The organism is Rufibacter psychrotolerans, assembly GCF_016924645.1.
In the GTDB taxonomy this organism is placed as follows: domain Bacteria; phylum Bacteroidota; class Bacteroidia; order Cytophagales; family Hymenobacteraceae; genus Nibribacter; species Nibribacter psychrotolerans.
In genome coordinates this window covers 220,144-243,603 of record NZ_JAFFJV010000001.1, presented here as the reverse complement: position 1 = coordinate 243,603, position 23,460 = coordinate 220,144, and the positions used below count along the sequence as shown (strand labels likewise).

Annotated in this window: 10 protein-coding genes; 3 read left to right on the top strand and 7 right to left on the bottom strand. The window is 58.8% G+C overall.

What is annotated here, in order from left to right; genetic code table 11:
* The first annotated feature begins 120 nt into the window (after positions 1 to 120).
* The gene (locus JT718_RS00945; RefSeq protein WP_205499794.1) at positions 121 to 3,171 is read left to right on the top strand and encodes a DUF6298 domain-containing protein; all 3,051 of its coding nucleotides are present in this window, start codon (positions 121 to 123) and stop codon (positions 3,169 to 3,171) included.
* A 296-nt stretch (positions 3,172 to 3,467) separates the two neighbouring features.
* Positions 3,468 to 4,724 carry a glycoside hydrolase family 28 protein gene (locus JT718_RS00940; protein WP_205499793.1) on the top strand — a complete coding sequence of 419 codons (1,257 nt, stop codon included), beginning with the start codon at positions 3,468 to 3,470 and terminating at the stop codon, positions 4,722 to 4,724.
* A 644-nt stretch (positions 4,725 to 5,368) separates the two neighbouring features.
* Here the strand turns inward: JT718_RS00940 and JT718_RS00935 are convergent.
* The 3 genes from JT718_RS00935 to JT718_RS00925 all read right to left on the bottom strand — a co-directional run bounded on the left by JT718_RS00935 (position 5,369) and on the right by JT718_RS00925 (position 13,788).
* Positions 5,369 to 8,293: a glycoside hydrolase family 2 protein gene (locus JT718_RS00935; RefSeq protein WP_205499792.1), complete on the bottom strand. Its 2,925-nt coding sequence runs from the start codon at positions 8,291 to 8,293 to the stop codon at positions 5,369 to 5,371.
* A 317-nt stretch (positions 8,294 to 8,610) separates the two neighbouring features.
* Positions 8,611 to 10,521 (bottom strand): RagB/SusD family nutrient uptake outer membrane protein, encoded by a 1,911-nt coding sequence (locus tag JT718_RS00930; RefSeq protein WP_205499791.1) that lies wholly within the window; start codon positions 10,519 to 10,521, stop codon positions 8,611 to 8,613.
* Between the two features lie 18 nt (positions 10,522 to 10,539).
* A complete protein-coding gene (locus JT718_RS00925; protein ID WP_205499790.1) occupies positions 10,540 to 13,788 on the bottom strand; it encodes a SusC/RagA family TonB-linked outer membrane protein in 3,249 nt (1,082 codons plus the stop codon).
* Between the two features lie 82 nt (positions 13,789 to 13,870).
* Between JT718_RS00925 and JT718_RS00920 the strand changes: the two genes are divergently transcribed.
* Complete coding sequence (locus JT718_RS00920; RefSeq protein ID WP_205499789.1) at positions 13,871 to 14,194, top strand: hypothetical protein; 324 nt, start codon at positions 13,871 to 13,873, stop codon at positions 14,192 to 14,194.
* A 394-nt stretch (positions 14,195 to 14,588) separates the two neighbouring features.
* Here the strand turns inward: JT718_RS00920 and JT718_RS00915 are convergent, their stop codons facing one another.
* The 4 genes from JT718_RS00915 to JT718_RS00900 form a co-directional block, all read right to left on the bottom strand.
* On the bottom strand, positions 14,589 to 17,447 hold the full coding sequence (locus tag JT718_RS00915) for a glycosyl hydrolase (protein ID WP_205499788.1): 2,859 nt from the start codon (positions 17,445 to 17,447) through the stop codon (positions 14,589 to 14,591).
* A gap of 80 nt (positions 17,448 to 17,527) precedes the next feature.
* Positions 17,528 to 17,839 carry an L-rhamnose mutarotase gene (rhaM, locus tag JT718_RS00910; protein WP_205499787.1) on the bottom strand — a complete coding sequence of 104 codons (312 nt, stop codon included), beginning with the start codon at positions 17,837 to 17,839 and terminating at the stop codon, positions 17,528 to 17,530.
* Between the two features lie 172 nt (positions 17,840 to 18,011).
* Complete coding sequence (locus JT718_RS00905; RefSeq protein WP_205499786.1) at positions 18,012 to 21,728, bottom strand: DUF4450 domain-containing protein; 3,717 nt, start codon at positions 21,726 to 21,728, stop codon at positions 18,012 to 18,014.
* Between the two features lie 329 nt (positions 21,729 to 22,057).
* Positions 22,058 to 23,074 carry a GntR family transcriptional regulator gene (locus tag JT718_RS00900; RefSeq protein ID WP_205499785.1) on the bottom strand — a complete coding sequence of 339 codons (1,017 nt, stop codon included), beginning with the start codon at positions 23,072 to 23,074 and terminating at the stop codon, positions 22,058 to 22,060.
* Between the last annotated feature and the right edge of the window lie 386 nt (positions 23,075 to 23,460).

The window sequence follows — 23,460 nt, the reverse complement described above, 5'->3', positions numbered from 1 at the left end:
TGAAGTGGGCTGTCCTGCGCCCCTTAAAATAAAAACACCCTGCTGGCTGATTTTAGCCTGTTTTTCAGAAAAAGGCCCAAAAGCAGCAAGCCCCGTTTTACGGTTCACTTGCCTCAACCCATGAAAGCAATGTTCGCTCCCCTCCCTTGTTTCGCCCTTTCTACACCGCTGCTGCGGGCCTTGTCTTTTCTGGTCCTGACGATGGTACTTGCGGCCGAAGGGTTTATTTCCCCATTACAGGCGCAGCCCAGCTCGCCACCAGCCCTTCCGGCCATTGACTTTTCGCACGCGGGGTACGGGGGCGGAGGCGTTCCGCTGCCGGCGGTACCCGCGGTCCTGCAAGTTCGGCCCACCGGGCACGATGACACCCGCCTGCTGCAGGCTGCGCTGGACCAGGTTGCCCGTTTGCCCGTCCAGCCCAATGGATTCAGGGGAGCGCTGCAACTTGCGGCAGGCAGGTTTCTGGTCTCGGGGCAGCTTTTGCTCCGGGCAGACGGCGTGGTCCTGCGGGGAAGCGGCAACCAAGCCACCACGCTGGTGGCCACCGGGCAAGACCGGCGCAGCTTACTACAGGTAGGCCATCCGCAGGCACCCGAACCGGGTACCGCGGTGAACATTTTAGACAAAACCGTGCCTGCCGGAAGCCGCACCTTTCCCCTAGAGCACCTGCAAGGGCTGCGCCCCGGCGACCGCGTCATCATCACCCGCCCCAGCACCAAGGCCTGGATAACGTCCCTGGGCATGGATACCCTCAAAGGCACCTTTGCCGACCTCCAGTTCCATTGGCCCGCCGGCTCCCGCAACCTGGTATGGGACCGCACCATTGAAACTATTGACCCCGCCACCCGCCAGATTACCGTTGACGCCCCCATCACCACCGCCCTGGAGCCCCGGTTTGGCGCGGGCACCGTGGCAAAGATCACGGCCCATGCCCCCCTGCAGCGCATAGGCATAGAAAATCTGGTGCTGGAAAGTGAATTCTCTGCCCAAAACCCCAAGGACGAAGAACACGCCTGGTTTGCCATCAGCCTGGACCAGGTGCAGGATGCCTGGGTGCGGGGCATTACGGCCCGCCGGTTTGTCTCCTCGGCAGTGCGGGTGGGGCCCCGGGGCCGCCGGATCACGGTAGAAGACTGCCGCTCTGAGCAACCGGTGTCTGAGGTGGGCGGCTACCGTCGGCACAGCTTCCTGGTGGAGGGCCAGCAGGTGCTGGTGCAGCGCTGCACCGCCAACGCGGGCTTCAATGATTTCGCCATCGGGTTTACCGCGGCCGGCCCCAACGTCTTCCTGAATTGTACCGCCACCAACGCCCTGGGGCCGAGCGGGTCCTTTGAAAGCTGGGCCTCCGGGGTGCTCTACGAGAACGTGCGGGTGGAAGGCGCCGGCTTGCGGCTCACGTATGACCTGGCCCGCGCCCAGGCCGGCGGCTGGACCGTGGCCAACTCCGTGGTCTGGAACTGCACGGCCCAGGATATCCTGACCCAGGGTGCGCCCGATGCCCCGGTGGTGGCCGTCACCTCCCCTGCCCCGCTTTACAGCCGGCAACTGGCCGCAAGGCTGGGACCAAAAGCGGCGGCCCTGGTCCAGATCCGGGAGCCTGCGGACGCCGCGACTCCTGAAACCTTCCTGAAAGAATTCACAACCCAAGACCTTCCTGCGGTTTCTGAACCCGCAGAGCAAGCCAAAGCCGCAGCCCCGCTCCAGATCGTGAACGGCCGCTTTGTGGTAGGAACCAAAACCCTTTGGGGAGGCGCGGTGAACGATGCCTGGTGGCTGGGGCAAACCTCGCCCGAAAATGCCCTGGATGCCGGCCTGAGCATTACGCGCTACGTACCGGGCCGGGTGGGCCCGGGATTGACCGAGGACTTGCCCGCCCTGGCCAAACGGGTGGTGGCGCAGGGCACTCCCTTCTACCAGAGCGGGCCCGCCATCTGGTATGACCGCCGCCGCGACGACCATTCCATTGTGGAGCGGCCCGATGCCAACGTATGGGCGGCGTTCTATGAACTTCCGTGGGCCCGCAGCGGGCAGGGCAAAGCCTGGGACGGGTTGAGCCTGTACGACGTACGCACCTACAACCCCTGGTACTTTGCCCGCACGCGGGAGTTCGCCCGCCTCAGCGACCAGGAAGGCTTAGTGCTGTACCACCACCTCTACAACAACCACAATCTGCTGGAAACGGCCTCGCACTGGGTAGACTTTCCGTGGCGACCGGTCAACAACCTCAACCAGACCGGCCTGCCTGAGCCGCCCCCGCTGGAACCCCGCAACCGGATTCACGTGGCCAACCAGTTTTACGACGTAACCAACCCCCAACTGCGCGAACTGCACCGGGCGTACATCTTCCACGTGCTGGACCAGCTGGGTGCTTTCCAGAACATCATCTTCGGGCTGAGTTTCCAGTACTCGGGGCCGGTGGCGTTTCAGCGGTTTTTTCAGGAAACAGTGGCCGAATGGGAGCGGAAGAACAACCGCCAGGTGCGGCTGGTGCTGGATACCAGCAAAGGGGTCACCGATGCCATCCTGGCCGACCCGGAGCTGGCCCGCCAGGTGGCCGTCATTGACATGCGCTACTGGCACTACCTGCCCGACGGTACCCTCTGGGCCCCCGAGGGCGGCAAGAACCGGGCCTTCCGGGAGATGCACCCCAAGGAGTTCGGCGACCCCACTACCCCAGAGCAGGTCTACCGCCAGGTGCGGGAATACCACGCCCAGTACCCAGACAAGGCCATTGTCGCCTGGCACAGCGGGGCGGGACCGGTGCCCGCCCTCATGGCCGGCGGGGCCCAGGTACTCCTGCGCAACCCCACCGCCGGCCACGGGCAAGGCAGAACAGTAGACCGCCACCCACTGGATCTGTTTGTGCAGCAGCACCTGGCTGAAACCCTCATGCAGATGCAACCCCAGGACGGCGTATTGGCCCACGGAGCCCAGAACTGGCTCCTGGCCGACCAGCACCAGGGCACAATGCTCCTTTCGTCCTTGGCTGGTCCTGAGATCCTGTTTAGCCAAAAACTGCCCAAAAACAGGTACACAGGTCTTTGGTTCAACCCGCAGACCGGCGAAACCCAACCTGCCGCTGTTCCGGCCAGGCTCAGGAAAGGAACCAAGTTACCCAAGCCCACCCACGACCACTGGCTCCTGCTCCTGAAAGCGGGTTCTTCCTTCTAGGAACATCCAGCTTCGCCACTGCTTTGGATGCCAGTGAAGGGAGCCATTCTGTTAAGCAGGACATAGCAGGATAGAAATTACCATACCAATGGGTTCCTTTAAGTGGAAGTACCGTTTTGCTTGCTCAGTCGCTTTGTGCTTTTTCGCGTTTGCGACCCTGTTGCCGCCAAGCCCATCTTACAAAGCGAACTTGTTAGATGGGCCTGGCGGCGGGAGTTTGCCCCGTACAGAAGCCACGCCTGGCGAGCGAAGTGAACGTGCCCCAACCCAAATTCTATAAGGCCAATCCTGAAAGTATGAAGAAATTACTCGTATCCCTCACTTTAGCGGCGGCCGCGTTCACGGCCCAGGCCAAAGACTTTGTGATCACCAAACACGGCGTAGGCACCGACAGCACCAGGCTCAACACCAAGGCCATCCAAAAAGTGATTGACAAGGCCCACGCCAGCGGAGGCGGCACCATTGTCATCCCCAAAGGGGTGTTCCTAAGCGGCGCCCTGTTCTTCAAACCCAAAACCCACCTCCGTCTTATGGAGGGCGCGGTCCTGAAAGGCTCCGATGATATTTCGCACTACCCCTTGCTCCCCTCCCGGATGGAAGGCCGCAAACTGGACTACTATGCGGCCCTGGTGAACGCGTACCAGGTCAACAACTTCACCATTACGGGGCCCGGCACCATCAACGGCAACGGCCTCAAGTTCTGGAAGCAGTTCTGGGCGTACCGCGAGGAGCAGAAAAAGAAAAAAGAGTTGGCCACCAACCTGGACGTGCACCGGCCCCGCCTGATCTTTATCTGGGGCAGCAATGACGTGACCATCAAAGACGTGAAAATGCGCAACGCCGGCTTCTGGACCACCCACCTGTACCAGTGCAACAACGTCTTGATTGAGAACTGCGACATCCGGTCGCCTTACCGGCCCGTGCCCGCCCCCAGCACCGATGGCATCGACCTGGACGTGTGCAAGAACGTTACCATCCGGGGCTGCTACATTTCGGTGAACGACGATGCCATCGCCATCAAGGGCGGAAAGGGCCCCACCGCGCACAAACTGCCCGAAAACGGCCCGGTAGAAGACATCCTGATTGAGAACTGCACCTTCGGGGAAACCCACTCTACCCTCACCCTGGGCAGCGAGAGCATTCACGCCCAGCGAATCACCCTGCGCAACTGCAAGGTGGAGAACAACGCCCCCATCCTGCGGCTGAAGATGCGCCCAGACACGTTCCAGACCTTTGAGAACATCACCATTGAGAACATCACCGGCAAATGCGGCACCCTCATCAATCTTAGCCCCTGGAAGCAGTTCTTTGACATGGGCGGAAGCACCGAGAAACCCTTCGGCACCGTGAGAAACATTACGTTCAACAACATCAACGTGCAGTGCAAGAGCCTGGGCGTGATGGAAGGCAACCCGTCTGACGTGGTGCAGGATATTGTGTTCCGCAACGTAAAAGCCACCGCCGAGAACCCTACCCTGAAGAACAAGTACCCGGGGGTAAAGATGGACAACGTAACCGTGAACGGCACAGAGCTGGTCCTCAACCAGAAGTAAGCGCTCTTTCAGCGAGGCAGAGAAAGTAGTGCGCTGGGGCTGTTTCTACTGTTTCCAGTACTGCATTCAATAGCGGTACTACTTGCAATGGCGGTACTACTTGCAATGGCGGTACTACTTTCAACGGTTGAACCCGTTACGACAATAGTATCCGTTACAGCGCACCCACTCCCGTTGTCATCCTGAAAGGATCTTGTGGGCGAACTAGACAAGCACTGCATGAGCGCTCTTGCCGTTTGCACCAAGATCCTTTCAGGATGACAATATGGGATGGTTCTATAATGGGTTTAGTTCTATAAATTAGTTGGGCCCTTTGAAATAGGTAGAGCCTTTGGGAAATGGGTAGTTCGTGTTGAAATAGGTGGTGTCTTTGGGGCGGGTAGTTCTCTTTGAGCAGTCTCTTGTTTCTTAAGTACTTGCTTCTTGAGTGGCCTCTTATTCCTCTGAGTTGTCTCTTTTCCTTTCTGCAAGATTACCTAAGGTCTTAACATCCTTTACCAGCCCATGGAAGGCGCAAGTGTCTGCTTGCGCTTTTTCTGTTTTTACAGAAAAATAGCCTCAAAATAGCCGGTATAAAACAAAGCGCCCTTGGCAAGTACTCTGCTTGCCAAGGGCGCTTTGCTTAGAATAGCTTTGGAATACCTTTAGAACAACTCGTTTTTCACCGGTCTGTCAAACTGTTGGGGCGAGGTGCTGTTGGATTTGGGCAGGCCGAAGTAAAAATACAGGGTTCGTTTGGTGGGGCCGGAGACCTTGTTCATCTCGCCCGCCGGGCCCAGGTTCTTGGTGTTGGCGCTGATGTTGAGGGCCAGTTTGGTGCCCAGGGGCGGAATATGGTCCAGAAACGATACGTTGCCCACGGGCAGGTCGGGGTGCGGTTTTATGCCCGACAAGCCGTAGAAATCGAAGCGGCGCACGAACAGGCCTTCCTGGGGCGTGGCCACCAGAAACTTCCCTTCGGCGGTGTTGAACTCCATCCAGGTGACCTCGGCAAAATAGCCCTTGAATTCGGGGTACTGCCAGGGGGCGCTGCCAGTTTGCACGTCGTTGTAGTAGTTCTCCCACACGTTGTGCTCCACGCCCTGCAGGCGGTTCTTCCAGACCCGATACGGACCCTTGCCCAGCCACTTGGCCCCAATGATAAAATTCTCGGGGTAAGTGAAGCTGATGCCGGTAAACGGGTGCTCGCCGGCAAGGTGGTATTCATACTCCAGGCTCACCCAACCGCTGCCGTGCATCTTCCAGCGGGCGTACTTCAGGCCACCGGTGTAGTTCACCTCCACCACATGGCCATCCCCGTCGGGATAGTGCTTGATGTTGGCCACCTTGGCGGTGCCGCCCACCAGCACGGGACCTTCGCCGAAGGTGAGGTTCTTGGAGGTGGTGTTGGTGACTTCCGCCAGGGTTCCTGTTTTCTTGTTCAGCTTAATGCCCACTTCGCCGCCCTTCAGCAGAATGGTGGAGTCGGTTTCGGTCACGGCCACTTTCCACTCCTGGGCCTTGCTCTTTTTCTGGCTTGTTGAGTCGGCCTTGGCGGCTGCGGCGGCGGCTTGCTCTTTGGTCAGGAGCACAATTCCCTCCAGGAGCTGGTCTGGGCTTTTCACGTTCCAGGACCAGGTGTAGAGCAGTTCTTTGTGCGGATCATAGGCCGAGAGCAGCAACACGTCATAGTCTTTCCAGTCTGCGGGCAGGTTGAGCCTGAGGGTGCCTTTGGCCGTGGGCGCGATGGAAGGCCCGGCGCCGGTACCTTTTTTCTTCACGGTAAGGCCGGTGTACAGATCGCCTGGTTTGCGGTAATCGGCCAGTTCCCACTGAAACGTACACTGGTCCAGGTTGGTGAAGTGAAACCGGTTTTCCACCGCCATGGTGCCGTCAAAGGCCGCGGGCAGCTTGTCCAGCTTGATGTGCACCGGCGAGTAGACTTCCTTGATGGCGAAGAAACTGCCTTCCTTCTGGCGGTGCGGGCCCACCAGCCCGTCTGGGGCGTTGACGCGGTTCACGTCAATGATGTGGTTCATGTCGGTGCGCACAATGCCCTCGTCGGCCAGGTCCCAGAGAAAGCCACCGGCGCCCAGTTTGCTGTTCCAGTGCAGTTCCCAGAAATCGGCCAGCGAGGTTCCGCCGCCACCGTCGTCCTGCGCGTGCAGAAACTCGGTGGGCATGTAAATATTGGGGCCTTTGAGCAGGTTGGCGGTGCTGTAATAATCCTCGTAGTGGTTGCAGTCAATGCCGTTGATGGCGTTGCCGGGCCGGTGGTGCGCGTGAATGACCGGCCGTTTAGAGTGGTCCCAGTGGGCGTAATCATCTACTAACTCTTTGTTGTGGCCGCCCTCATTGCCGTTGCTCCAGAAAATGATGGAAGGGTGGTTGGCATCGCGGGTCACCAGCTCCTTGACCAGCGGCGCGCCGGCCTTGGTGCTGTAGGCTTTTTGCCAGCCGGCCAGCTCATTGAGCACGTACAGGCCCAGCGAATCGCAGAGTTCCAGAAAGCTCTTGTCGGGCGGGTAATGCGAGCACCGCACGGCGTTCATGTTCATTTCCTTGATCAGCTTCACGTCCATCAGGTCAATGTCGCGGCTCACGGCACGGCCGGTCTCGGGCCACCACACGTGGCGGTTCACGCCCTTCATCTTGATCTTGGTGCCGTTGAGGTAAATGCCGTCGCCCTGCCGGATCTCAATGGTGCGGAACCCGAACTTGTCTGAGGTCTGGTACAGGTCTTTGCGGCCCCGGCGGAGGTACGTGTTCACGGTGTAGAGGTGGGGCGTTTCGGCGGTCCACTGCAAGGGGTTGTTTACCTGCAGGGTCACGTTTGCCAGCGTGTCCTGGCCAAAGGAGGCGCGGCCGGTGCCCACCACGTTGCCGCTTCGGTCCACCACTTCGGCTACCACCTCATGGCCCGGGGCCGGTTGGTTCAGGTGCACGTTCATGGAGAAAGCTCCGTTGGCCTTGGCGTCAATGGCGGTGTAGGCCACGTGCTGGGTGGGGTACGCCTCTAAGTACACCGGCCGGAAAATGCCCCCGAAGATCCAGTAGTCGGCTAGGCGCTCAGCGTTGTTCACCGAGGCATCCGAAGACATCTTGCTCACCGTTACCTCCAGCAGGTTTTCCTGGCCAAACGCCAGCTTGTCTTTGATGTTGTACTTGAACCGGTAAAAGGCACCCTGGTGGATGGGCCCGGCCAGCTTGCCGTTGATCTTCACCTCGGTATCGGTCATGGAGCCCTCAAACACAATGTAGACCTCCTTGCCCTTCCAGCTGTTGGGCACCCTGAACTTGTGCCGGTACATTCCTTTTTCATCCGCAAAGCGGAAGTTCTTGCCGTAGGTCACGTAGTCGCGGCCGTAGTTGTAGCTGCCAAAGCCCTGCTGCTCCCAGTGCGAGGGCACCTGAATGGTGGTCCAGCGGCCGCTTTGCCGCCCCCCGGTGCAGAAAAAATCCCAGGCAACGGTGTGCTTGTTATCTACCCCCGACAGGTACTGTATCTGGCGTTTTGGGGGCGTTTTGGCGAAACTGTCTGCTAAACCCAGCAGAAGGACAAAGAGGATTCCAAGCTTTTTAAGAAGCATACGCAAATGTGGGTTGATGCCAGGCCTGCGCCAGGCGTTCTGGTAATGAGCGGCGGAGGCCAAAGGAATGGGTTGCCCCGCCAGTTTCCTAGGGGTTGGGGCTAGAATTTAGGGCCGAAGCCCGTTTCTACCGGTTTAGCTCCCCGCCACCCAGCCCTTTTCTGGGCAGATTCCTGATTCCAGGCCGATTTCAGGAAAACTGCACTTAAACGGAGGCTTTTTCTGGTGCTCTGTGGTGGGCTGCCCCCTGCCCCTGGTACAAAGGAAAAGGGAAACAGGGGTTTTGTTCCTGTTTCCCTTGGCACCTGGTGGTGAGGTTAGTAGTTGGGGTTCTGCTGGCCCTGGCGTTCGTCTGACGAGAGCGGCTGCCCGTTTCTGGTCAGGCGCTCCAGGTGTTGCAGCGGAATGGGCCGCAGCGCGTGGTAGTCCTGCAGGTTCTGGGTGTCTGGGTTGAACGCCTTGCCCCGCAGCACCAGCGTCTCGGTCCGCACCAGGTCTTCCCAGCGGTGGAATTCGCCGGCCAGCTCCCGGGTTCTTTCATTCAGCATGAAATGGATGAACCTATCTTCCGTAGACGTGACATTGGCGGGGTACAGTTCACTGGGGGCGTTGGTGGTAAACAGCTCGGCGGTAGCCGTGATCGCCGCGTAAGTGCTGGACACATCGCTGGCCGTGCCGCCTTCCACCAGCCAGTACTCGGGCCGCTTGGTTTCCCCGGCCCGGTAGGCGGCTCTCTGCCTCAGCACGTTCACGTACTCCAGGGCTTTGGCGTAATCGCCTTTGCGGCCGTAGGCTTCGGCGGCAATCAGGTAGGTCTCTCCCAGGCGGGCCAAAACGCCGTCTTTCACGCCTTGCTGCTGGTTGGCGTTCAGCCGGAACGGGTCAAGCCACTTCACCAGGGTGGGGTACCGGTTTCTGGTGGTAAACGCCGACACCAACTCACCCCGGCTGTTTCTGTAATACCTTGGGAAGAGGGCATGCGGCGAAGCATCTACCTGGGCCTGGGTGAGCGCCGTGGCCGGGGTGTTCACCCAGATGTAGGCGGCGGTGTCGCCCAGCGGATACTTGGGTTTGTCTACCAGGCTGGGGTCTGGGGCGTTGGCCGCCGTCCACTTGGGTATGGTGGCCGCGTTGTTGGAGATCCAGGCCAGCTTGAAGCTCTTGTAGAAGCGCGAGTCGTTTTTGCGGTCATAGATGTCCATGGTGTAGTCAGTGGGCATTAGCCTGCGGAAAGGCCGGCCGTTTATAATGTCGCGCCGCATGCCCGGCAGGTTGTCATACTGCATGATGTAGTACATGTGCGTCTGGTTGCCGTAGCGGCCGGCTATGAGGGGGTCATCGTTCCACTGGGCAGAGAAGAGCACCTCTTTGCTGGTCTGCGACTTATTCACGTTGTCGTCATAACTGGACATGACCCACAGGTTGGCATAGTCGCTCTCCAGGGCATGGGCCGATGATTGGATCACCTGGTCTGCGTAGTAGGCCGCGCTGTCCATGTCGGTGGGCTGCTGGCCCCGCTGCTCGTTTTTGGCGCTGCCGCGGGTGAGGTAGGCCTTGGCCAGGAAATGCTGGGCAGCCCCTTTGCTGGCCCGTCCGAAGTCACGCTGGGTCGCCGGCAGGTTATCGGCGGCAAACTTAAAGTCGGAGATAATGGCCTTGTACACCTCCGGCACCGGGGCCCGGGTGAACTCCGTCCTGATGCCCTCGGTGGGGTCCAGCACCAAGGGCAAGGCCCCAAACTGCTGCACCAGGGTGAAATAGTACAGGCCGCGCAGGAACCGGAGCTCGCCCATGCGCTGGGCCTTGGCCTCCGGGGTCACCAGAGTTCTTACGCCCGGCACCTCGGGCAGGTACTTGATGCCCGTGTTGGCCCGGTTGATGCCGTCATAATAGGTGGCCCACACCTCATGGATGAACACGTCTGGGGCGGCGGGGTTGGCATTGAGCCGGCTGTCATAGGTGTTGTAGTAGTTGAAGTTCACCTGGTCGCCGTGGGTGAACTCGTCGGTGCCGAAGTTCCAGAACGCGTACGACCACTCATAGGTAAACTTGGTGCGCGTGGGCTCATAGGCCGCCTTGATCAGGTCTTCTACCCCTTGCTCGGTGCGGTAATACTCTTCGGTTAAGGTGCCCACCAGTTCCTCCTCCAGGAAGTCATCACAGGAGACGGCGCTAAACATTAATAGCGGAGACAGCAGGGCTGCTACTAGTATGTTCTTCTTTTTCATGCTTTTTCCAAATTGGCGTTAAAAACCTACCCTCAAACCAAATACATAGCTTCTGGTGCTCAGGCCCAGGGCCCTTCTGTTCTCTGCCGTGCTGTTGCCGGTGTCAGAGGCCTCGGGGTCCAGGGCCTCAAAATCTGTGAACAGGAAGGGGTTCACCAGGTTCACGTACACGCTCAGGTTGCTTCCCCTGAACTTAGAGACAAAAGACTGCGGGAACGTGTAGTTCAGGGAGATGTTGCGCACTTTCACAAAATCGCCTTTCTGGTATTGCAGCGACTGCCCAAACTCTGAGATGTCTTTGTCCTTGATGGGCCGCGGGTACTCATTGCTGGGGTTGGTGGGGGTCCAGTAGTTCCAGGCGATGCTTTGGTAGCGGCCTCCCAGCCCCGGGCGGTACATGATGTTCTCCACCAGGTGCCCCATTCGGGCATACACCAAAAAGGTAAGGTCAAACCCTTTGTAAGAAAGCTTGTTGTTGATGCTGCCCGACCATTTGGGCCGGTTAGACCCCAGCACCAGCAGGTCCTGGGCGTTGATCTGCGAGTCATTGTTCACGTCTACCACTCTGATGTCGCCGGGAACGCGGCCGTACTTGGCGGCTTCCTCTACCTGGTCCAGTTGCCAGATACCGTCAAATTTGTAGTCATAGTACACGCCCAGTGGCTGTCCTATGAACCAGCGGTTGCCCACGTCGTCCATCTTGCCCAGGTGGGTTTCCACAAACTCCTCTTTGTTTTTGGTGAAGACAAAGTCGGTGCTCCAGTTGAAACCCTCGGCCGACTGGATGTTGTGGGTGGTGAGGGCCACCTCTACCCCGGTGTTGCGGGTGGCGCCCACGTTCTGCAGTACGCTGCCAAACCCGGAGGCGGTGGGCACTGCGCGGGGCATGATCAGGTTGGTGGTATTGGCCCGGTACACGTCTACCGTGCCGCTCACGCGGTGGTTGAAGAGGGTAAAGTCTACCCCGGCGTTAATGGTGCTGGTTTTCTCCCAGCTTAGGTCTGGCAGGCGCTGGCCAGAGGGCCGGTACCCGTAGGCGGGGGTTTCGTTCCAGATGTACGGGGTACGGCTCAGCACCCCGCCGGTCTGGTACGGGTCAATGGACGACTGCCCCACTGCTCCGTAGCCCACGCGCAGCTTCAGTTCATTGATGAAGGCCACGCTTTTCATGAACTCCTCTTCCTGAATTTTCCAGGCCAGGGCAAAGGACGGGAAGAAGTCCCACTTGTTGCCCGGGGCCAACACCGAGGACCCGTCATAACGGCCCGAGGCGGTTAACAGGTAGCGGTCTTTGAAGCTGTAGTTCACCCGGCCCATCCAGGACTGCATGGTTCTCAGGGCGAAGCCGCTGGAGAAGGCGCTTGGCTGCCCCTGGTTGGTGGTGCCTATGTTGTACCACAGCTGGCTTTCATAGGGGAAATCGGTGGCGGTGATGCCAATAGACTCGCTTCGGTCTTTCTGGATACTCTGCAGCAAGGTCACGCCCAGGCTGTGGTTCTGGGCGAAGGTCTTGTCATAGAACAGCAGGTTCTCCACCACGTAGGTGAAGTTCTGGCTCTGGCTGTTCACGGCCCGGGCGGTGCCCTGGCGCTCGGCAGACTCGCCGCTCTCAAACGTGCCGCTTCTGGTCTGCCGGAAATCTGGCCCGAAGTTTAACCGGTAGCGCAGGCCTTCCAGCAGCTTCGCCTCGGCGTAGAAGCTCCCGAAGAAACGGGTGGTGCGCCGCTCGTTGAACACCAGATCGGCCTCCCTGGTGGGGTTGTACACCTGGTCATCGGCCCCCGGAAACTCAATGAAGTTGCCCTCAGGGTCGTACGGCACGGCCAGCGGGTTCTGCGAGATAAACCGGCCGTAGATGTTTCCGCCCAGGTTTTGGATGTTGACGTTGGCGTTGACCGAGGCACCCATGGTTAGGAACTTGGCCACGTCATAATCCATGTTGAGGCGGGCGTTGTACCGCTTAAAGTCCTGCCCGCGCTGAATGCCTTCCTGGTCTAAGTAGCCCACGGAGAAAGCGGCCCGCACCTTCTCAGAGCCTCCCCGTACCATGAGCTGGTGGTTTTGCGAAACGGCATCATGAAAGGCCATGTCCTGCCAGTCGGTGCTGCGCACGTTGGCCGGGTTGTAGATGGGCAGCTGGGTTACCCCGTAGCGGGCCTGTTCTTCGGCCGTGGCGGGCCGGTACCGCGGCACCCGGTTGGCTTTGTCTTCCCACTCGTATCCTTGGGCCAGGGACTCCCAGGTGTACGGGTCAGCGCCGAACAACCGGAAGTCGTCTGCCGGGTTGGGGTACGGCGTAGAGTACCTATCCTGGCCTGGTATGTTGCGGTAAGCTTCGCGTCTGAGTTCGGCAAAGCCGGGGCCGTCCAGCAAGTTCAAGGTTACCAAAGGGCGGTCCAAGCTCACGTAGGTATCATAGTTCACCGAGAATTTGCCCTCGCGCCCTTTTTTAGTGGTCACCAACACTACCCCGTTGGCTCCCCTTGACCCATAAATGGCGGTGGAGGAGGCGTCTTTCAGGATCTCAATGGACTCAATATCCAGAGGGTTGAAGTCATTGAGGCCGGTGCCTTCGGCCAGCGGAATGCCGTCTACCACGTACAAGGGCTGGTTGGTGGCACTGATGGAGCGGTTCCCCCTGATGGTGATGGCGGGCGTCTCGCCCGGCCGGAACGTGCCCGCGGCAACGTCAACTCCCGCGGCCCGGCCCTGCAGCGCCTGCGTGATGTTCTGCACCGGCACCTGCGCAATCTGCTCCGCTGACACCGAGGCCAGCGCCCCTGTTACGTCGCTTTTCTGGGCGGTACCGTACCCAATCACCACTACTTCATCCAGCGCCTTGGTATCTGACTTTAAGGTGATATTTACCGTGGTTCGGTTGTTAAGGGCCACCTCCTGGGTCATGAACCCAATGTAGGACACGGAAAGGGTCACATTGCCGTCGGGCACGTTCAGGGAGAAATTTCCGTTCACGTCGGTGGCGGTGGCTACTGTGGTGCCTTTCACCAGCACGGTTACCCCCGCCAGCCCTTCGCCGTTCTCTCCGGTCACCCGGCCCGTAATGGTCACGTCTGCCAGGCTAACGGTGCTGCCTTCCCTGCTTTCGCCGCCCCGGTCCAGGGCAGCCGCCACCGTAAAAGCACCCGCTTTGCCATGGCCTGCTCTCTTGCCCCCCGGCTTGCTTTCAGCATGGGCCGTGGAAGCTCCAATGCCGAGCAAGGGCAAAGCAAGGCAAACATAGCAAGCATAATGTAGTCTCTTTTTCATGCTTTCATCCTTTAGATACGATTCCGCTTAATTGAATTCCGTTGATGGAGGATGAGTTAAAGCTAATAATCGTAAAAAGGACATGTATCCTGCTCTATCCTGTCTGCCTTTGCCATTTTGGCTTTTTACTTCTGCTGAAAATCAGGTTCATAAACAATTTTTAAATTGTTCAACGGCTTTTTCAGAAGAATTCAATTTACCCAGAGGGAAGCGTGGTGCGGTGCGGTGTGGGAGGGGAATTCGCTTGCTTCGTCAAGTAGAGCAAGGTGAAAAAAGGAAAAACAATCTGGTCTGGGCCTTGGCTAACCGGCAAAGGCAAAGACTCCGTTTCAGGGCTGTTTTCCCGAAAATTCGGAAAAAAGGAAGCCTCACCAGCAAGGGTTCAAAAGGCAGATTCTTCCTTTGAGGGAGTGTAGAAGAGTGTTTCCACCTGCCGGTCTACGCTTTGCTGGTTCAGTTTGTAACACAAGGGCCTACCGGTCTGCCGGAGAAAGATCAGCAATGCTCCTTCCCCTGGCGGGAGCACCCCTCCTGCTCTCCCCTCAAGGGGAGAGTCTGCCCCACGATGGCGCCTCAGGAAAGGACACGGTTGTCTGAGAGAGTTGCTTCTCCTGTTTTCACCTTGTTTTGGCATAATCGGCCTGGAAACGGGTTGGCCTGCGAGTGGACCAAAATACGGGAACGGATGGCGGCGCTCTCCTTAATGCACCCCGCGATAAAGACAAGCCGCCCGTTACGGTCTGCCGCTCCTGAAAGCGATGGACTGTAACGGGCGATGCCTGAGCCTTGGGAAACGGCTGCTACAACACGCTGGGCGCAGTGGCGGTAGAAGTGGTGTAGGGCGTGAGCGTGACAGGACCCACCAATCCCGAGGGCATGGGCTTCCAGCCGGAGGCGTCAAAGGGTTTGTAGTCAATGTTCACGAAGTTGATCTCGTGGTAATTGCGCCACTGCACTTTGTTCTGGTCCATGTGCCGGATGCGGTTGGCCATGAGGTTGGCCACCTCCACTTTAAGGGTGTTCTTCCCGGGCTTGAGGTACTGCCCTACCCTGGCCTGAAACGGTATTCCGAACAAGGTGCCTACTTCCTGCCCGTTGATCCATACTTTGGCGGTTTCGTTCACTTTTCCCAGATCCAGCACATATTCGTCTGCTTTCTTGCCGGGCAGGTCAAAGGTGATGGTGTACTCGCCGGTGCCCGAGAAAGACTCTGCTTTCTTGTCGGGCAGCTCGGTCCAGGACTTCAGCTGGGTGATTTTTTGCTCGGCGGGCAACTCGGGGCCGCCCTGGGTGAAGCGCAGGTTCCAGGTGCCGTTTACCGGCGTGGGCGTGCCGGCCTGCTCCAGGTACTGCCAGGCCAAAAGCGCCGGCGCCTGGCCGGTGGTGGCGCGCAGGATCATGGCCTCGCCGGCGTTCAGCTGCACCCGCACCATGGTTTTAGCACCGGTGACGGCGGCTTTCACCTGGCCGGTCTTTCCAGACTGCGGGTCCATCATGACCACGGTCTGGGCCGCCAGGTTCAGGGGAATGGTGGTGTCAATGGACTTGGCCGTGTGGTTAACCAGGTAGTAGTATTTGCCGTTCTCAATGGCACGCCGGGTGAACTTGAGGCCCGTGTCGGTTAAGGTTTCGCGATGGAGGTTGGCCAGCGCAAGCGCTTGCTGCAGGTCCTGGGCCAGGAGCACCCTGCCCTGGCCGGTCTTTACCTGTTTTACGCCGTTGCCGGCATCGGTCCAGGCCAGGGATTGGGTCAGCTGCTTCAGTTTTTTGCTTCTGGCGTCCAGATCATGCAGGCCGGGCACCTGGGTAGGCAGTTGCTCCAGGATCACGGTGGCGCCTTCGCGGGCCAGTTGCAGGGCCCTTTCAAACGTACGCACCTCCAGGTACTTGCTCTGGGGCAGCACCAGCACTTTGTGTACGGGAGCCGCCGGGGCGGTTACAATGGCCCCCTCGCGCACGCTGGCGGCCTGCAGCATTCGGTCTGAGACAAAGTCAAGGGAGTAGCCGGCCTCCATGAGGCGCTTTGACTGCTTGTAGAACTGCGTGGGGTGCAGCCAGTCGTCAATGTCATGTACTTTGATGAGCATCTCCATGCCCTTGGGCTTGCTCCACACATCATGGATGGGCCAGTACACCAGGACCTCATTGTCGGACTGGCCGGCCTGCAGCACCGACTGCACCCGCGTGATGTACTGGTTAAAGCCGTTGAACTGCGGCCACAGGCTGTTGGCGGGCGTAAGGTTGAGCGAGGCGTAGAACAACCAACCGGGCCAGGCCACCTCCTCGGGCGAGTAGGTGACGCCATGGTAGAAAACGTGGTTCACGCCCGAGAGGAAGACCTGCTCCACTTCGGGCTTCATTTGCGAAAAAGAGGTCTTAAAGTGCTCGCCCAGCCAGGTGAAGGTCTCGCTGGAAACCAGATTCTTGCCCGTTACGTGCGCCGCCGAGGAAGCGAACTTGAGCATGATGGGGTCTGGGTCTACGTTGCGCACGTCGGCACTGTCGCGCCGGAGGCCGGGAATGGGGAAGTAACTGGAGCCGAAGGTCTCGCACTCCGGGATGTCCACGGCGGCGTAGAGGTCCAGCAGGTTTCCGGGCGAGCCGTGCGACTGGTTCTTGGTGAGGCTGCCGTGCTGGTGCGCCCACTGGTTCCAGGGTTGGTAGAAGTTGTCATAGAGCATTTCGCTCATGACTTCGCGGTAGTCAGACTTGAGGCGGGTGGCCAGCTCGGTTGGCTCCTTGCTGGTCAGTTCCCACAGGTATTTTTTTAGGTCGTAGCCTTTCCTGTTCTGGAACTCTTCAAAAAATCCCGCCGACCAGTCGGCTCCGTACACCTCGTAGCTGTCGTTGTAAAAAGCCCTTACGCCGTGGTTGCTGCCCTTGAACGCCTGAGTAAACGGCAACAGGTAGGCCTGGGTCGCTTCCTTTGACAAATGGTTGAGGGTAAAGCCCACTCCGCCCGGCGCGGCGCGTTTCACCATCTGCCGGGTGCGGCCGTTGAAGGCAGCGTACAGGCTCCAGTTGCCGGCGGGCGCTTTCCAGTTCAGTTTTCCCTGGGGGGTCACTTTATCGGTTACTTCCAGGATCTCTCCCTTGTCACTGTAGGCCATGACGGCCTGCAGGGCCACGCCCAGGTCTTTCTGTTTGGGGTCTGTCACCTGCAGCACATCGGGCAGGGTTTGGCCGCCTTTGAGGGTATAGGTTTGCACCATCAGTTTGGAGGCGGCGTGCGCGGGCGTTACCTGCGGCCCGCCGAACGGCCAGCCGGTGCCTTGCGTCAGGTCCACGCCCATGCCCAGGCCTGCGGCTTTTTTCACCGTGAAATCAAGGGCGCCCATCCACGCTGGGGATAGAAACTCCAGGTACTTGCTCTCGTGGCCTTTGGCGCCGTAAATGGGGGCAATCTCTACCCCGCCCAGGCCGGCGTTGGCGTACTGGGTCAGGAGCCGGTCAAGGTTCTTTTCATCCACGGCGTTGCCCATCCACCACCAGCGGGTCCAGGGGCGGTTCTCTTTGGTGACCTGGGGCCACACGGTCTCTGCCTGGACCTGCCTGGCGGCAGGGTCTGCGCCCGCCGATGAGGCCTGAGGCTGGCGGCAATTTGCCAGAAGGGCACCGCAGAAGGCAAGTGCCGCAAGGAAAGTATGTTTTTGGGCCATTTCGTAAAAATCTGGATAGAAATAAGGACTGGACTACGTTAGCCCCCAACGGCTCCCACCGTTACGGGCCAAAGTACGCGCTATTCCAGGTAGAACACTTCTTTCAAGGGAACAGAAACCGGTGAATTGTCTGGATTGGTCTCCATGATGTCGGCCATGTAGGCCCACCATTTCTGCACAATCGGGGAGTGGCCCAGGTCCTGCGAAGAGGCCCCCTGCTGCTTCTGCACCGCAAACAGGGTGTGGGAGGCCTCGTCCAGGAAGATGGCGTACTCCCTGATGCCGGCCTCCTGCAGCAGCTGCTTTACCTCGGGCCAGAGGGCGGCGTGCCGCTTTTGGTACTCGGCCGCCTGGCCGGGCTTCAGCTTCATGGTAAAGGCGAATCGTGGCATACGGTGTTCCTCGGTTGGGTTTTCTTTAAGCTTATAAAAGGGCGTTTTGGCCCGGCCGGTTTGGCACTGGTTCCAGAAAACAGGTGCGCCCCAGCACTCTTGCGGGGTAGGGTAAAGCTAGCCGGATCTCGCCAATCGCATATCCTGCGGTAACCTGCTTGTGCCGGCCCGCTTACCTGCGCACCAGCGTGAGCCCCATCAGCCCGATGACCACATCGTTGGCCAGGGCCTTCACCTCTACCGTTTTCAGGGTCTTTTTGGGGTTTAAGGGCAAATCCAGCACGGTGGCCGCCCCGCCCGGAATGTAACTGTTATAGGCAAAGCCTTTGATGTCTGAGTAGTTGAAGTTCTGGAGCACCTCGCCGGTTTTCAGGTGCACTCTGATGGGTTTGGGCGTGTCTACGCGGAACGAGTGCTGGTTCAGATAGTAATCTTGCTCAATGGGCCACCAGGTCTCGGGGTTGCGAAGCACCAGTTTTTCCTGCGAGTCGTCGGTGTACGTTACCACCACTTCGCCGTTGTCAAACCTGGACTGCATGGGGTTGGTGGAGCCGGCCATTAACAGGTAGGCGTGCGAGGCGCTGCCGGTGAGCGGGACGGTGACGGCGCTGGGGTAATTGTCCCACTGGCTGGTGAAGAGAATGTTCTTGCCCGTGCCCGGTCCGGCGGTCCTGAACGATAGACCGTTGGGAAGCGCCAGCACTCCGCTTTGGGCGGCCTTGGCGCGCAGGCCCGAGTCATCAATCTCGGCGGTTACCAAGGGATAGCACCAGTTCCCGATGCCCTGCTTGGGTAACTGCAGCGTAGCCGAGGTGGGCCGCGGCGACAGGTACTCGTTCCGGAAGATCTGGGTCACCCGGTCGTTGAAATGGGAGGTCAGGTCTACCGTTTCCAGCCGGTTTTTGGCAGAAGAGGGCCTAAACGCCACGCCCCAGTTGATCATCTCTCCCGTAGCCAGCACCTTGTTGCCCGCGCTTACCTGTACCCGGTTGGTCCCCGGCTGCAGGTGCTCCGCCGGAACGGCGAGGGGAGCGGAGGTGCCAAACGGCTCCACCGACAGGTTAAGCTTCTGGGTGTAAGGCCCGGCCGTAAGGGTCACCTCCCCGTTGAACGGCGCGGCGGTATTGTTTTGCAGCACCAGGGGGTTGTTTGGCCCCGGGCTTTGGGAGACTAGTTTGAAAGGCTCGCGCACTTCCACATCAATGGGCTGCCACCAGCTGAGCTGGCCCTGCCGGGACTGCACAAAGAAGGTACGGTGGCCCGGGCTCCCGGCAATGTTCACCTCTACCTTTCTGTCCTTCACCGCAGACCCAGCTACTATTTTCTGCGGATCCCGCAGTTCTCCGGCTTGGGCTTGCCCCAGGTCCAGCACCAGTGGGGCGCCGGTGGCCGCTACGGCCTCATGGCGGGCTTTGGCGGGCTTGTCTCCCGCCCACGTAATGCGCACCTCATACTGGTCTGCTACCGCTGGCGTGATCTCAATCTGCGGGCTGCCCACTGCCCCGGCGTAGCTTTTCCACTGGACCGGCTGCCCGTTCACCGTAACCGAGGCAACCCGGTCCTTTAAGGCCGTTGCCCTAAAGAGGAGCTTGAGCGGTTTCCCGAAGCGGGGCGCAATAGTGTAGGTTTCCTGGTCGCCCTGGCGCTGGTAGGCATAGGTGATATCGGGGGTTTCCAGGCGGGCGTGGGGCCACTCGGCGGGCAGGCCGGGCCGCACCGTCAACTGGCCCGCCAGCATGTCGGGCACAATCCCGAACATGCCTTCCACCAGGGCCCGGGCGCTCATGCCAATGCCATCGGCAAAGTCGCGGTACAGTTCGCCCCGGTAATGGTCATAGTGCGACAGCTGCTGGAAATTGCCGGGGCTGGAGCCCATGTACATGCTCTCAATTAGGATACTCCGCATCAGTTTGTTGGCTTCCTGGGTACGGCCGGCCTGCCAATAGGCCAGGGCCGTGTGGGCCACCTCGGCCATGGCCACGTTGTTAACCGACCAGGTGTAAGGCATCCAGTTACTAGTGGCCAGGGTCACCAGTTCGTCCTGCGGCAGGTCGCTGTTTTTGATAGGAATATGCGGAATCTGGGTGTCTACGTAGCGCAGCATCTGGTAGGCCTGGAAAGGGTCTGGCACCTCAGAGTCCAGGGTATGGTAGATGGTCCAGAGAGCGGCCGAGGTGTGCAGTTTCTGGAGGCCCAAAAGATCTTTGAACTCGGCAAACCAGCCTTTCTCGGGCAACCACATGGTAGTGGTCAGGGCCCGGTGGATCTTGGCCGCCTCCTGCTGGTAGGGAGCGGGGTCCTTGCCCAGGAGGGTGGCCAACCGGGCGGCGGTTTTGTTAGAGAAATAATGGTACGCCGAGGAATGCGTGACGCCACCGCCGCTGTACTGCACCGCATCACTGGCCCAGAAGCTGGCGTAGGCATCGTAGAGGCCGTCCTGGTCAGGGTCAAAGTTGCGTTTCTCCCAGGCCAGGTGGCGCTCCAGAATGGGCCAGGCTTCCTGCAGGTAGGTTTTATCGCCGGTCCACAGGAAATGCCGCAGCATCTCGTCAATGAACACCATGTTCATGTCATAGTGGTGGGCTACCTTCTTGGTGCCGGGGTTGCGGGAGATATAGCCGCTGGTATACAGCGAAAGCCCCAGTTGCTCCTTCTGCCGGGCCAGGTTGCGGGAGGAGTCAGGCACTACCGGACCGCTGGCGGGCTCGGTGACCTGGGCATCTGAGTAGCCCTTGAAATGGGTTCGGGCGCGGTCATGCCAGCCCAGGGCATCGGCTACGTAGGCACCGCGCCAGCCATTGAGCGGCATGCGCCAGGCAATGGCCCCGTGCATGTAGCTCTTGCCGTCCCAGATGGCATCCGCGGCAATGCTCAGGGCGCCGCCCAGCGTGTTGAGGTAAGGATCGGGCGTTACAATCTTCACCTGGCTGGCCACTTTCTGGCGTTGCGCATCGGCTTTCAGGAAGGTATTGGGCAGGTCCTGGTAGGTTTTGGCCTTGGCAGTAAGGTTGTTCTGCAGCCCGAAGTAGATTTTCTGGTTGCCCCCCAACTCCTGACGGCCCACCACCACCGGCAGGTCTGTTGCCTTGGATTGCAGCAGCACGGTGGGCGAGGTTTGCTGGTGGGCATCTCCCAGCTTGAGTGCAGTGCCCGGCGCTACCACGCCGTAGATCTGGGTCCCTTTTTCTTGCACCGTGCTCTTGGAAGTGTCTCCCCGCTTCTTGCCGGTCTCAAACCCCAGCAGGAAAGAGTTGTTCTTCAGCGCAAACACGTTGCCCTTGCAGTGCTCGGGGTGCAGGTAGAAGCCTTCCTCAGGATCGGCGCCAATGTCCCCGTCCCGGGAGGGGCGGTGGCCACTGGCTCCCCCGTAGGTCCAGATCAGCTCAAAGGGTTTTACTCCTTTTGTTTCCAACGACATGACCAAACCGTCTTCTTCGGCCATGGCCAGCACCTGCAGGTCCAGTTGTCCTTCGCCCAGCAGGGCATCTTTGATCTGGTAGCGCATGGTACCCGGGCTGTAAATGGCCTTGATGTAGTCGGCGTCAATGAGCCACTTGGTGCCTGCCGGGGTGGCAATGCCTAGTTTAAGGTTCCCCCCTTTGGTGGGCATGTACAGGAGAAACTCCGGCAAATCCCCGGCCTCTACCCTGAACGCCGTTCCTGACCCGTACAGCGCCCGGTTAAACCGCTTGGTGCCGTTGACAATGGTGAAGTCGGTTCCTTCGGGCTTGTACCGCAGCGGCCGCGCCTGGTCCAGTTTGTCAGGGGCTGGGGGTTCCTGTAAAGTTTCTTGTGGGGTGGTGTTGATAGTAGCCAAAGGAACATTCTGTGACTGGCACGCCACCAGCATCATCAACGCAAATGCACCTATTCTTTTATCAATCATCATGCTTGGGGGTTAACTGGTTTGAGCAGGAAGAGGAGCTAGTTACCCAGAGCCTTCTTGCTGCAGCAGGGGTTTGACTTTATGAAACCGTTAAGCTAACAGATCGCTGCTCAACCACTATCCTGCTCTATCCGGTAGAAGCGAAGCACCGCACCAGGGGCAACCAGGTTGGTGGAGCCTGGGGACGCGACAGGGCTTTTTACAACAAAAAAGCGCACCGCAGGGCGCGCTTTTTCTGTTTTTATGCCGCTTGCGGGAAAGGCAAGCGGTTGCTACTTACACGAACCTTACGGATGAACCTCCTGGCTCTCTCAAAAGAGCCCTCCCCTTTTCTACAGGGAACTTCTCCGGATCAGGGTGAACGGGTTATGCACTTTCTCCTTCAGTTTTTTCTTGATCATATACCCGGCGGTTTCGCCCATCAATTCATGGTCTGTGGAGACCACGGTGATGCCGGCATCCAGGATTTTCTTCAAGGGGGTGTCGTTGTACGAGATCAGGCCGATGTCTTTGCCCAGCTCCAGTTTCTGGGCCCGGGTTTCGGTGATCAGGTTGGCCAGGTCAGATTCTTCCAGGATCAGGAAGGCGGTTCCGGGCACCAGCGGCTCCTGGTGCACGCAGCCCACTACTGAATGCTCAATGGACATTTCGCGGCAAAACTGCCGGAAACCCTTCACAATCTCAATGGGGTAGGAAATCTCCCTGGGGTACACCAGCACAAACTTGTTGTACTTGCTCAGCAGGTCCTCGCCCGAGTGCAGGGCTCTTCTGATGTCCCGCTCAAAGTCCTGGTAAACGGCGCCGCACTTGCCTTTGTAAGTGTCAATGTTCTTGTCCAGGAGAATGAGCTTGTCGTCCGGTATTTTGTTGAGGGCCTGGGTGAAGGCCTCGGCGTTGGTGGAGATGTGCGGCATGACCACGTAATAGTCGTACTTGCCCAGGTTCTCCTGGATGAGGTTGGCGCAGATGGTGCCGTCATAGTGGTGGATGTGCAGGTCTACCACCGCGTTCTCGCCCAGCACCTTAAGCATGGAGTAGTAGATGGCTTTCTTGTAGGCGCTTAGCTTGTTGAACAGCAACAGCACCCGGGTTTTGTTGGCCGAAAAGCTGTTGCTGATGTAGCAGCCTTTGCCCTTCACCGAGCTGATGACCCCTTTCTTGCGCAGAATGCGGTAGGCTTTCTCAATGGTATCCCGGGAAAGGTAATACATCTCACTGGTTTCGTTGATGGAGGGGACACGTTCGCCGCGTTTCAGTATTCCTGCCTCTATGTCTTCAATCACTGCATTTACCACCTGGAGGTACTTGGGGATGGCCGATGTAGAATCAATTCTGTCGAGTAGTTCCATTGAGTTAATCTTTAATAGGGGACAATATGTAAACAACTAATAAAAGCTCAATCAGAAGGAAGCCCTTGGATCTACCTGACTTGGAGGTGCAACGTCACCTAAAGGCCTGTTCCGGGCACTGTATCTTCCGTCATCCTGTAAAAACCTGCACCCAAGCTGCTTCCCGCCTTTGTGCTATCGATTGCACAGAACCAACAAGAAAAAGAAACAACAAGCCCAACGCTCCGCCAGCCAGCCCATTGAAGATTCTTCAATAGCTTGACTACCATTTGAAAGTTAATTAAAGATCTTTATAAAAACCAGCATTAAAATGAAAAAAATGTAAAACCCGTTCTTTCTCCACTGAAATCCTGCTGTACCAGGAGAATGGGCCGGTTCCTGCGGCA